The sequence below is a fragment of the Corynebacterium sp. genome, from assembly GCF_030538285.1.
Lineage (GTDB): Bacteria > Actinomycetota > Actinomycetes > Mycobacteriales > Mycobacteriaceae > Corynebacterium.
The window spans coordinates 1-11,555 of the sequence record NZ_JAUNUG010000060.1 but is presented as its reverse complement, the minus strand read 5'-3'; the positions used below and the strand labels follow the sequence as shown (position 1 = coordinate 11,555).

General features: G+C 63.5%; 15 protein-coding genes. 9 read left to right on the top strand and 6 right to left on the bottom strand.

Annotated features, from left to right (window positions below):
• Window positions 1–567 precede the first annotated feature (567 nt).
• The 6 genes from Q4G50_RS13460 to Q4G50_RS13435 are packed head-to-tail and all read left to right on the top strand — an operon-like array spanning window position 568 to window position 2,834.
• Window positions 568–912, top strand: coding sequence for an Asp23/Gls24 family envelope stress response protein (locus Q4G50_RS13460; RefSeq protein WP_303378166.1), 345 nt, complete (start codon window positions 568–570; stop codon window positions 910–912).
• Entirely contained in the window at window positions 902–1,180 is a 279-nt protein-coding gene (locus tag Q4G50_RS13455) for a hypothetical protein (protein WP_303378165.1), read from the top strand. The genes Q4G50_RS13460 and Q4G50_RS13455 overlap by 11 nt, the downstream gene beginning before the upstream one ends.
• The gene (locus Q4G50_RS13450; RefSeq protein WP_303378164.1) at window positions 1,173–1,355 is read left to right on the top strand and encodes a hypothetical protein; all 183 of its coding nucleotides are present in this window, start codon (window positions 1,173–1,175) and stop codon (window positions 1,353–1,355) included. Before Q4G50_RS13455 ends, Q4G50_RS13450 begins: the two co-directional genes overlap by 8 nt.
• A complete protein-coding gene (locus tag Q4G50_RS13445; RefSeq protein WP_303378163.1) occupies window positions 1,356–1,751 on the top strand; it encodes an Asp23/Gls24 family envelope stress response protein in 396 nt (131 codons plus the stop codon).
• A gap of 31 nt (window positions 1,752–1,782) precedes the next feature.
• The gene (locus Q4G50_RS13440) at window positions 1,783–2,271 is read left to right on the top strand and encodes a DUF6286 domain-containing protein (protein WP_303378162.1); all 489 of its coding nucleotides are present in this window, start codon (window positions 1,783–1,785) and stop codon (window positions 2,269–2,271) included.
• Window positions 2,268–2,834 carry a hypothetical protein gene (locus Q4G50_RS13435; RefSeq protein ID WP_303378161.1) on the top strand — a complete coding sequence of 189 codons (567 nt, stop codon included), beginning with the start codon at window positions 2,268–2,270 and terminating at the stop codon, window positions 2,832–2,834. The genes Q4G50_RS13440 and Q4G50_RS13435 overlap by 4 nt, the downstream gene beginning before the upstream one ends.
• On the opposite strand, the gene Q4G50_RS13430 is transcribed toward Q4G50_RS13435, so the two are convergent.
• The 6 genes from Q4G50_RS13430 to rpsL all read right to left on the bottom strand — a co-directional run bounded on the left by Q4G50_RS13430 (window position 2,816) and on the right by rpsL (window position 8,647).
• A complete protein-coding gene (locus Q4G50_RS13430; RefSeq protein WP_303378160.1) occupies window positions 2,816–3,478 on the bottom strand; it encodes a hypothetical protein in 663 nt (220 codons plus the stop codon). The two genes, Q4G50_RS13435 and Q4G50_RS13430, sit on opposite strands and share 19 nt — an antisense overlap.
• Window positions 3,478–3,885, bottom strand: coding sequence for an aspartate 1-decarboxylase (gene panD, locus Q4G50_RS13425; protein ID WP_303378159.1), 408 nt, complete (start codon window positions 3,883–3,885; stop codon window positions 3,478–3,480). The genes Q4G50_RS13430 and panD overlap by 1 nt, the downstream gene beginning before the upstream one ends.
• An 81-nt stretch (window positions 3,886–3,966) precedes the next feature.
• Complete coding sequence (gene tuf / locus Q4G50_RS13420; RefSeq protein ID WP_303378158.1) at window positions 3,967–5,157, bottom strand: elongation factor Tu; 1,191 nt, start codon at window positions 5,155–5,157, stop codon at window positions 3,967–3,969.
• A 277-nt stretch (window positions 5,158–5,434) separates the two neighbouring features.
• Window positions 5,435–7,558 (bottom strand): elongation factor G, encoded by a 2,124-nt coding sequence (gene fusA / locus Q4G50_RS13415; RefSeq protein WP_303378157.1) that lies wholly within the window; start codon window positions 7,556–7,558, stop codon window positions 5,435–5,437.
• 246 nt (window positions 7,559–7,804) lie between these two features.
• Entirely contained in the window at window positions 7,805–8,272 is a 468-nt protein-coding gene (rpsG, locus tag Q4G50_RS13410; RefSeq protein ID WP_273057354.1) for a 30S ribosomal protein S7, read from the bottom strand.
• Between the two features lie 3 nt (window positions 8,273–8,275).
• Window positions 8,276–8,647: a 30S ribosomal protein S12 gene (rpsL, locus tag Q4G50_RS13405; RefSeq protein WP_303378156.1), complete on the bottom strand. Its 372-nt coding sequence runs from the start codon at window positions 8,645–8,647 to the stop codon at window positions 8,276–8,278.
• A gap of 283 nt (window positions 8,648–8,930) precedes the next feature.
• Between rpsL and Q4G50_RS13400 the strand changes: the two genes are divergently transcribed.
• The 3 genes from Q4G50_RS13400 (at window position 8,931) to Q4G50_RS13390 (ending at window position 11,454) form a co-directional block, all read left to right on the top strand.
• On the top strand, window positions 8,931–9,905 hold the full coding sequence (locus tag Q4G50_RS13400; RefSeq protein WP_303378155.1) for an acyl-CoA thioester hydrolase/BAAT C-terminal domain-containing protein: 975 nt from the start codon (window positions 8,931–8,933) through the stop codon (window positions 9,903–9,905).
• A 25-nt stretch (window positions 9,906–9,930) separates the two neighbouring features.
• A complete protein-coding gene (locus Q4G50_RS13395; protein ID WP_303378154.1) occupies window positions 9,931–10,596 on the top strand; it encodes a DUF1707 domain-containing protein in 666 nt (221 codons plus the stop codon).
• A 75-nt stretch (window positions 10,597–10,671) separates the two neighbouring features.
• On the top strand, window positions 10,672–11,454 hold the full coding sequence (locus tag Q4G50_RS13390) for an SDR family oxidoreductase (protein WP_303378153.1): 783 nt from the start codon (window positions 10,672–10,674) through the stop codon (window positions 11,452–11,454).
• Window positions 11,455–11,555: the final 101 nt, after the last annotated feature.

The following is an 11,555-nucleotide window of genomic DNA, read 5'->3' as shown; positions in this document are numbered from 1 at the left end:
GAATGCGGATCTTCTGTCCGGCCACGCTTATCCTCTTCCTCGCTTGTCCCACATCACATTTAGGAGCGGTGGGAATTCGCTTCTCGATTTCTCTATAACGTTGTCCGGGCTCTGGGGCCTGGGCGCAACGCCAGTTACTTAACTGCCATGACTGGCCGGGAGGTGTCCGGGGCTGACAAAGGCCACCGGAAGTGCTCCTGACGGGGTACAAGACCCGTTAGTCAAGTAGGAAGGGATACGTTTATCTCGCGATAAGCGTGGGCCCTCGTGTACTGCCGCTGTTTATTTGCCATGCCCCTTCTCCGGTCTTCTCTCTCGGGTGTGTCGAACCTGTAGCGGTGACCTTGACCCGATCGGGAAGCCTTCCCAGCCATTCCTGACGGAGTGTCTGACGAAGGTGTCATGTTCGCTTCACCAGCGACGATGTCTTTCCGAGCTGCGCCCGGGCACATGTCGTGTTAAAGCAACCCATGTATTAAAGCACGTCACGCCCCACAAACACAATCCGCGCTCTCAGAACTACTATGGGGATCACTCGCCCGCCCCCGTTGTTGCAGGAGTCACATTATGTCGGAGCTAAACAACCCGTCCCGCGGTATTACCCGCATCGAGGACGTCGTGGTCTCCCGGATCGCAGGCTTGGCCGCCCGCGAGGTCTCCGGGGTGCATGCGCTCGGCGGTAGCGGGACGAGGGCCCCGCAGGGCGTGCACGTGGAGGTGGGTGACCGGCAGGCGGTGGTGGATGTCTCCATCGTCGCGGAGTACGGCGTGGCCATCCACGACCTGGCGGAGGCCATCCGGGAGAACATCATCACCGCTGTCGAGCGGATGACGGGTCTTAAGGTTCCGGAGGTCAACGTTACCGTCCATGATGTGCACTTGGATCTGGGTGGCACCGTCGATGAACCCTGAGACCGCCGTCGCCCTCGCCGGGGACATTCGCGACGTATCCGGCGTGGCGGCACTGCACGCCGGTCGTTTCGGGGAAGTTGCTTTGTTGTTCCCGCGGCGCCGCGTCAACGGGCTGCGTCGCACGTCGCACGGCCTAGAGGTACACGTCGTTGTTGATTTGACGGTGCGGCGCCCGCTTATCGACGTCGCCGTCGACGTCCGCCACGTTGTCGCCCGACATCTCGACCTGCCGGTCGACATCATCTTCGCGGAGGCAACCGATGGATAACACCCGCCGCGGAGTGCTCCTCGGTCTGGTTCTGGCGTTCGCCACCATCTTCGGCGGGTGGGGCGGGCTACTGTACGCCGTGCTGTTCGGCGCAGTCGGCGGGGTGATCGGCGCACATTGTGATGGCCGCCTCGACCTCATGGCGCTGGCCCGGCGGATCGGGGGTCGGGAGTAGATGGGTGTGCACATCACGGAACGCGCCGTCGAACGCATCGTGGCGGCGGCGGCCGCCTCCGTTCCCGGGACGGTGGAGTTGGGTCGCGGTCTCGACCGGCTCGCAGGCCGTACGTACCCACGCTATGACGTCATCGTCGACGATTCCGCCGGCACCTGTTCCATCGAGGCGTTCATCGCGGTGGTTTGGCCCTGTCCCGTCACTGCGGTGGCCGTGGCGGTGCGGCGGACGGTGGCCCAGTGGGTGGAGGATATGACGGGCCTTCAGGTCACCGGCGTCAACGTTATCGTCGGACCGGTGGTGCCGGGCCTGCCGGTCACCGAGACAGCAGTCGCCGATCATCCGGCGCACCCGAAGCTACGACCGGTGACTGTGAGGGGGCGTCGTGTCCGATAGATCCCCCCGCCCACAGCCCTGGGCCCGTCCAGTGGCGATTCTCATCGGCCTGATCCTGTTCGGTGTGGCCATTGTGTGTGGCCGCGAGATCTGGCTGCGTAACTCCCGATCCATAGACTGGGATACGTGGGTGGAGCCAATCTTCATGACCATCGGTGACGCCACGTATGAACCCTGGATGCTGCCGACCGGCATCGCCGCCGCACTGCTCGGGATATTCCTGGTGTGGGTGGCGCTGCGCCCACGCATCCGCACTCACCGGCGTATCCGTGCGGCGGCGCCAGTGTGGATGCGCCCGGTTGACATCTCCCGGCTGTTGGCCGCCGCTGCCCGTGGAGTCCCCGGGGTATCCACGGCAGTTGCACATGTCTCGGGCGGTTCGGCTGTCGTCTCCGTCACCGGACATCAGCCGGATCTCGCCCCGCTTATCGACGCCACCCTCACCCCCCTCATCGAGGACCTCGGGCTCAACCTCTCCCTCAAGGTGCGGCAACGCCCACTGCAGGAGGTGGAGAAGTGAACAAGAGGATCAACTATTTCGACCGGATTGTCGTGCTCATCGTCGGCCTGCTCATCTTGGCCGGTGGCGCCTGGGCCGTGGGCCTTTATTTCGACCTGCCTTTCTCACAGAGCCTCACCGACTTCATCGACTTCCCCGCCTGGCGAGCTGCTCCCGACGCCGAGTGGTTCGACTGGGTGCTGGCCGGAATTGGGGTGGTGTCGGCGCTGCTCGGCGGATGGCTCATCGCCCTCAATGTCCGCCGCTACCGTTTGGGGAGGGTGATCTCCCCCGCCTCCGATGCCACGGGCACGATCGGCGTCAACCTCGCGACGATCGCCGCGGCGATCGCCAAGGACCTGGAGGTACATCCGCGTGTCGACTCGGTGCTGCATACGGTGGTCGACCACTGGGATCGCCCGACGATGACCATTACCGTCCGCGCCCGCTCCGGGGCTGACGTCCCTTCGCTGCGCGACACCCTGGAATCTGCTGAGCAGGACTTCCGGTCCGCGGTGCCGGGCATCACCGTCGACAGTGTCTATAAGCTGCATCTTCTCCCGCCTCAGGCCTCCACGAGATAGATGGCACTGACCGCGGCGAACTCCAACGGGCGCCCTCCCCCGGGCGGAAGGACCACCAGAGGTTCAGCCGGGGTGCATGCCTGCAATGATTCCCACCGCACCTGCTCCTGCGCCAACTCACGGCGACCGGTGATGAAACGCTGCAGACCGTGGGAGAGCAACACCGTCGATTCATCCTCCAGGACCAGCAGGTAGACGCGATCCTCCATGTCCCTGCGCTGGAGTCCGTCGAGGCTTTCGGTGGCGGCGGCGTCGATAAGCTTGATGGCGGTGACCTCACCGAGGCGATGATCGATGCCGTCGCGGGACGTCAGCACCAGGGGTCCGCCGACGGTGACCGGGCGAAATGACGAATAGTCCCACACCCCAGGCTGCGCTGTAACACCCGGGCGACGGACAATGACGCGCCACGGGTCGACAGTGACGCGGTGATCACCGGCGAGAATGAGGTAGCTCGCATCGACCACCGATAGGCGTGCGGGGCGCTCACGCTCCATCACGGCAAGTTCGCGGAGCAGATCCTCATCCGTAGCACCCCACCCGACACCCCGATTGGCGAGCATGGCGAACAACGTCGGCAACGACAGCTCCGGGCGCCCCTCCCACACACGCCCCACCGCGTCGAGTACCCGGGGATCCCGCATCAGATGCGCGCGGAGACCGTGTCCGAACCAGGGACAGCCTCAGCCAGATCACTGCCCAGGGCGACGATGCGGTTGTCGGCGTCGACGTGCACGATGCGCGGCTCATACTCCAGGGCCTCCTCGGTGGTGGCCTGCAGGTAGGAGATCAGGATGACGATATCGCCCGGGTGGATGAGGTGCGCGGCCGCGCCGTTGATGCAGATCTCACCGGTGCCGGGGCGGCCGGTGATGACGTAGGTCTCCAGACGTGCACCGTTGGTGACGTCGACGATGGCGACCTTCTCCCCCTCGATGATGCCGGCGGCGGCCAACAGGTCAGCGTCAACAGTAACGGACCCGACATAATTGAGGTCCGCCTGCGTCACAGTGGCGCGGTGGATTTTGGCGCCGAGAATCGTTCTGAGCATGGGGTAGAAGATACCCCACCCACCCGAGAATCAGAAAGGGCCCGGTGGGTGATACCCACCGGACCCTCACAGATCAGATCATTACTTGATGATCTTGGTGACGCGACCAGCGCCGACGGTACGGGAGCCCTCGCGGATAGCGAAGCGCAGGCCCTCGTCCATGGCGACCGGCTGGATCAGGGTGACGGACATGTCGACGTTGTCGCCCGGCATGACCATCTCGGTGCCCTCCGGCAGCTTCACGACGCCGGTGACGTCGGTGGTGCGGAAGTAGAACTGCGGACGGTAGTTGTCGAAGAACGGGGTGTGGCGGCCGCCCTCGTCCTTGGACAGGACGTAGACGGAACCCTCGAACTCGGTGTGCGGGGTGTAAGCGCCCGGCTTGATGATGACCTGGCCGCGCTCAACGTCCTCACGCTTGATACCGCGCAGCAGCAGACCACAGTTGTCGCCAGCCTCGGTGTAGTCGAGGAGCTTACGGAACATCTCGATACCGGTGACGGTGGTGGTGGTGGCCTTCTCCTTGATGCCGATGATCTCGACATCCTCGTTGACGTTCAGCTGACCACGCTCGACACGGCCGGTAACGACGGTGCCGCGACCGGTGATGGTGAAGATGTCCTCGACCGGCATCAGGAACGGCTTGTCGGTCTCGCGCTCCGGGTCCGGGATGGAGTCATCGCAGGCCTGCATGAGCTCGAGAACGGAGTCGACCCACTTCTGCTCGCCGTTGAGGGCGCCCAGAGCGGAGATGTGGATGATCGGAGCTTCCTCGTCGTAGTCCTGCTCAGCCAGCAGCTCGCGGACCTCCATCTCGACGAGCTCGATGATCTCCTCATCGTCGACCATGTCGCACTTGTTCAGGGCGACGAGGATGTAGGGGACGCCGACCTGGCGGGCCAGGAGGACGTGCTCACGGGTCTGCGGCATCGGGCCGTCGGTGGCGGCGACCACGAGGATGGCGCCGTCCATCTGAGCAGCACCGGTGATCATGTTCTTGATGTAGTCGGCGTGACCCGGGGCATCGACGTGAGCGTAGTGACGCTTCTCGGTCTGGTACTCAACGTGGGAGATGTTGATCGTGATGCCACGCTCCTTCTCCTCCGGCGCCTTGTCGATGGCGTCGTAGGCGAAGGACTCGTTCAGTTCCGGGTACTTGTCGGCCAGAACCTTGGTGATGGCGGCGGTGGTGGTGGTCTTGCCGTGGTCGACGTGACCGATGGTGCCGATGTTGACGTGCGGCTTCGTACGCTCGAACTTCGCCTTTGCCACTGTATGTCCTCCTGGACTTCATGGTGGCTACGACCTTCGCAGCCACGTGGTTGACAGTCGTCATGACCGGAACAAGCCGGATGACGTTTTCACAATGTGCCAGTTACACGATCCTAGATTTCCACCGCTGTTTTTTCAAACCGCGGCCGAGTGGATCACACGGTGGGTAACGGCCGGCTCAACCGACATCGGCTTCGATGCCTGCTCAGCACGACCGCTACCCGCCAGTGCTTATCGACGCCGGCACAAGGGGACGTCGATAAGCACTTTCCGGAAGCTAGTTTCCGGTGCGCTCGGAGATGATGGCCTCGGAGACGCTGGAGGGAACCTCAGCGTAAGAGTCGAAGACCATGGTGTAGTTCGCGCGGCCCTGGGTCTTGGAACGCAGGTCACCAACGTAACCGAACATCTCGGACAGCGGCACCTTGGACTTGACGACCTTGGCGCCAGCGCGGTCCTCCATGGCGTTGACCTGGCCACGGCGGGAGTTGATGTCACCGATGACATCACCCATGTACTCCTCCGGAGTGACAACCTCAACGGCCATCAGCGGCTCCAGCAGAACCGGCTTCGCCTTGGCGACAGCCTCCTTGAGAGCCTGGGAACCGGCGATCTTGAACGCCATCTCCGAGGAGTCGACGTCGTGGTACTGACCGTCGATAAGCGTGGCCTTGATGTTCACCAGCGGGTAGCCAGCCAGGTAGCCGTACTGCATGGCGTCCTGGATACCAGCGTCGACAGACGGGATGTACTCCTTCGGGATACGACCACCGGTGACGGCGTTATCGAAGAGGTACAGCGGGTTCTGGCCCTCCTCCAGCTCATCCTCACCCGGAGCGTAAGGCTCAATACCGATGATGACCTTAGCGAACTGACCGGAACCACCGGTCTGCTTCTTGTGGGTGAACTCGAGCTTCTCGACGGGCTTGCGGATGGTCTCGCGGTACGCAACCTGCGGGGCACCCACGTTGGCCTCAACCTTGAACTCGCGCTTCATGCGGTCGACGAGGACGTCGAGGTGCAGCTCGCCCATACCGCCGATGACGGTCTGGCCGGACTCCTCGTCGAGCTCGACGGTGAAGGTCGGATCCTCTTCAGCGAGCTTCTGGATGGCGACACCCAGCTTCTCCTGGTCAGACTTGGTCTTCGGCTCAATGGAGACCTTGATGACCGGGTCCGGGAAGTCCATGGACTCGAGGATGATCGGCGCATCAGAAGCACAGAGGGTGTCACCGGTGGTGGTGTCCTTCAGGCCAATGAACGCGTAGATGTTACCGGCGAGAGCTTCCTCGACCGGGTTCTCCTTGTTCGCGTGCATCTGGAAGAGCTTGCCGACGCGCTCCTTCTTGCCCTTGGTGGAGTTCTGCACCTGGTCACCCGGCAGCACACGGCCGGAGTAGACGCGCACGAAAGTCAGCTTGCCGAAGAACGGGTGAGCTGCAATCTTGAACGCCAGCGCGGAGAACGGCTCCTCGGTGGAGGGCTTACGGCTGATCTTGACGGCTTCGTCGTTGACGTCGGTGCCGACCACCTCGCCCACGTCCAGCGGGTTCGGCAGGTACGCGACAGCAGCGTCGAGCAGCGGCTGGACACCCTTGTTGCGGTAGGCGGTGCCACAGAAGACCGGGTAGATCTCAGAGTTGACGACCATCTTGCGGATCGCGCCCTGGATCTCTTCCTTCGTCAGCTCCTCGCCGCCGAAGTACTTCTCCATGAGCTCCTCATCGGACTCAGCGACGGTCTCGAGCAGCTTCTCGCGGTACTCCGCGGCCTTCTCCTGCAGATCCGCCGGGATCTCCTCGATGGTGGCCTCGGTACCGATCTCGGTCTTGCCGCGCCAGGTAAGGGCCTTCATGTCGACGAGGTCGACGACGCCGTCGAAGTCATCCTCAGCGCCGATCGGCAGCTGCATGACCAGCGGCTTGGCGCCGAGGCGGTCGACGATGGTGCCGACGGTGTAGTAGAAGTCAGCGCCCAGCTTGTCCATCTTGTTGACGAAGCAGATACGCGGCACGTCGTACTTGGTGGCCTGACGCCACACCTGCTCGGACTGCGGCTCCACGCCCTCCTTGCCGTCGAAGACAGCGATGGCGCCATCGAGAACACGCAGGGAACGCTCGACCTCAACGGTGAAGTCAACGTGACCCGGGGTATCGATGATGTTGATCTGGTTACCCTCCCAGAAGCAGGTGACAGCTGCGGAGGTAATGGTGATACCGCGCTCCTTCTCCTGCTCCATCCAGTCGGTGGTGGCGCCACCGTCGTGGGTCTCGCCGACCTTACGGTTGATACCGGTGTAGAAGAGAATGCGCTCGGTCGTGGTGGTCTTACCGGCATCGATGTGGGCCATGATGCCGATGTTGCGGACCTTGTTCAGGTCCTTAAGCACTTCTTGTGCCACAGTCTTACCCCAACTTGTAGATCTACGACGCCCGGCGGGACGCCGTCGGTGGATAGGTCTTGTTCAATACTGCCATTGATTGGCCGCACAGGCATGAGTCGAAGTAGGAAACTTCGCCAGCACACCAGTTTACGGCACAGCAGGCTCTATGGGTACAACGCCAAAGGCCCAACGACGAGTCAGCTCAGGGCCGTGCGAGACGGCTGTGAGCGACTGTCGGTTGGGCCATGTGCGAAAATCCCGGTACTACCAGCGGTAGTGGGCGAAGGCGCGGTTGGCCTCAGCCATCTTGTGGACGTCCTCGCGGCGCTTCACGGAAGCACCGAGACCGTTGGACGCATCCAGGATCTCGTTGGCGAGGCGGTCGATCATGGTGTTCTCACGACGCTGGCGGGTGAAGGAGACGAGCCAACGCAGGGCCAGGGTGTTGGAACGGCCCGGGCGGACCTCAACCGGCACCTGGTAGGTGGCGCCACCGACGCGGCGGGAACGAACCTCGAGGTCCGGACGAATGTTGCCCAGAGCCTTCTCGAGGGTACCGACCGGATCGGTACCGGTCTTCTCACGGCAAGCCTCAAGGGCGCCGTAGACGATACGCTCGGCGGTGGACTTCTTGCCATCCAGGAGGACCTTGTTGACCAGCTGGGTCACAACCTCAGAGTTGTAGACCGGGTCCTTGACAACGGGACGCTCGGGAGCACGGTTCTTACGCATTGATTACTGTCCCTTCTTGGCGCCGTAGCGGGAACGGGCCTGCTTGCGGTCCTTGACACCCTGGGTGTCGAGGGTGCCGCGGACGATCTTGTAACGGACACCCGGGAGGTCCTTCACACGACCGCCACGCACGAGCACCATGGAGTGCTCCTGGAGGTTGTGGCCCTCACCCGGGATGTAGGCGGAAACCTCGACGCCGGTGGTCAGGCGCACACGGGCAACCTTACGCAGAGCGGAGTTCGGCTTCTTCGGGGTGGTGGTGTAGACACGGGTGCACACGCCGCGACGCTGCGGGGAACCCTTCAGAGCCGCGGAGTTGATCTTCGCGGTCTTGTCATGGCGACCCTTACGGATCAGCTGCTGAATAGTGGGCATAACCGTCTTTCTGTGTTGATCGGCTTATCCGGTCGGATGAGCCGACCGAGAGATTCGGAAGTTTCTTCGCCTTAGCCCCTCGGAAGCACACGAACATTTAAACGTGCGAGACCCAGTCAGCCGCTCTCGCTGGCCTACCGGGAGGAAATAAGGCTCCCACCATAAAGACGTGGGACTTCCGAGCACGTTACCGGAATCCCCCCGCCGATCCAAAATCCTTGACCTGACGCAGTGAGAACGTGGCAGCGTGGAACTCCATAGAGTAGAGACGAAAGGAAGCATCATGAAGACGTTCTTTAAAGTACTCGGCGGGCTGGTTACCGTGGTCTTGGTGCTGTGGGGCGTCCGCGCCTACAACCTCAACTACTACGCCATTCCCGGCCCTGATGTCACCGACCGCGGGGATGCCCTCACCCACGGTGGAGAAAGCGTAGACGGCGACTACCTGCGCGGCATCCACTACCGGCCCGACGCCGCCGATTCATACCCGGGCATGGTCATCATCTTCGGCGGCTCCGAGGGAAGCGCGGGCGATGCTCAGGCCAGACAGCTGGCCGCCCAAGGTTTCGACGTCCTGGCACTCTACTACTTCGGACAGCAGGGCCAACCAAAATCGCTCTCGGAAGTCCCACTCGACTTCTTCCGGGAGGCACTCGACTGGATCGACAAGCACCAGGAGCAATCCGGCCCGCTCACCGTCATTGGCACGTCGAAAGGAGCGGAACTGACAGCCAACCTCGCGGTCCGCTACCCGGAGATCGACCACATCGTGTTGTACACCCCATCCGAGTACACCTATGCCGGGCTCCAATTCGAAAGCAACGAACAGACCAGCAGCTTCACCTGGCAGGGCCAACCACTCCCATTCGCCGAGTTCCCCTTCGACGCGGGCATGATCGGCCGGATGATACTCGGCCTGCCCGTCTCCTACCGCTCCACCTACGAGGACGCCGCCCGGCAGGCTCCCCTCGACGCGCGCATCGACATCGGCCGCTTCGATGGCGAGGGTCTCCTTCTTGCCGGCGACGCCGACGCGATGTGGCAGGGCGACATCGCCGCGCGCGCATTGGCGGCGCAGAATCCCCGCCTAGAACCGCACATTTTCCCGGGCGCCGGTCATCTCTTCGCCGAGGACATCGCCGCCTACGGCAATAGCTGGGAGACGATGCTCGGCGGCACCGTCGAGGGCAATCGGCAGGCCAAGCAGGAGTCGGACCGCCTCCTCCTGGCGCACCTGTCCCGTTGGCACGACGAGTAACCCGCCTATCCGTACCATCGACACTATGAACACCCCCGACCCGTTCCGCATTCGTGCCAGCGATGACGACCGGCAGCGCGCCGCCGCTGCCCTGAGTCAGGCCTTTTCACAGGGGCAGCTCGACTACCGGGAATTCGACGAGCGGACCCAGCTGATCTGGTCCACTAAGTACCGTGAGGAGCTGCTCACCCCGCTGGAGGACCTTTTCCCGGACCCAGCGGCAGTCCTTGACCAGCGCACGCCGGCGGTCCGCCCCGACTACTCACCCGAGCCCCGCCCCCACCAGCCCCCTGCCCGTTCCCAGGTCACCGGGGAGTCCGGCGGTGATGCCTTCAGCGTCGCCATCATGGGCGGCTCGGAGCGCGCCGGCAACTGGTTGTGCTCGCCGACGCACACCTCCCTGGCGATCATGGGCGGAACCGGCGTCGATCTGAGGGAGGCCCGCCTGGGCGCTCAGGAGACAGTGATCAATGCCATCGCCGTCATGGGCGGCATCGAGATCATTGTCCCGGAGGACGTGCGTGTGGTCAGTGACGGCATTGGCATTATGGGTGGTTTCGGCATCTCGGACGATGAGAGCGTCACGCTGCGCCGCGAGGATATCCCCGCCGATGCCCCGGTGATCCGCTTCCGTGGTATCGCGCTCATGGGAGGCGTCGGAGTTACCCGTAAGGCGCGCGGAGCGAAGTAGCAGAGCTTTTCTATCGACGTGCGGGCCGGACAGGACCCCTAGCATCGGAGACAGTCCCCCAGTGAAAGGAAACCCATGTCACGCACGTATCTTGTCACCGGTTCCGCCAGCGGCATCGGCGCCGCTACCGCCGCTCTCCTCACCTCTCAGGGCCACCGGGTAATCGGTGTGGACCTCCGGGGTGCGGACATCATTGCCGACCTCAGCACCGTCGACGGTCGTGAGCACATGATCGACCAGGCGCGGGAACTCTCCAGCGGCTGTATCGACGGGGTCATCGCCAACGCCGGTATCTCCGCCCCGATCGCGGCGACCATGAAGGTGAACTATTTCGGCGCCGTAGCCACCCTGGAGGGCCTGCGGCCTCTGCTGCTGGCCTCAGCTGCGCCGCGTGCGGTGGTCACGGCGTCAATGGCGTCGTTGCAGCCCGCCGACGAGGAGCTGCTGGCTGCGCTTCTCGACGCCGACGAGCCCACCGCCCTCACCCGCGCCACGGCTTTGGAGGAGGCAGGACCGCAAGTCGGCTACCTCAACTATTCGACGTCGAAGCAGGCGATCGCCCGGTGGGTGCGCCGCAACGCCCCGACCCCGGAATGGGCGGGCGCAGGCATCCCGCTCAACGCCATCGCACCCGGGGTGGTCATCTCCCCCATGACGGAGCAGCTCACCTCTTCACCGGAGGGACGCGCGCAGCTCGAGGAGCAGGTACCCATGCCTCTGAACGGCTGGATGCCTGCGGAATCGGCGGCGGAGCTTCTGGCATGGCTGACATCCCCGGCCAACACTCATCTGTGTGGTCAGGTCATCTTCATCGACGGTGGCGTGGACGTCACCTTCCGCGGCGACTCCACCTGGTGATCACGTAGCCAGCCCTCTGGCGGAGTATTTCCGCAGGGGGTGGGGATTAGCTTTGGGTGGGCTGCCATCGGGTGGGTGGAATAACACCCCGCCGGGGTGGC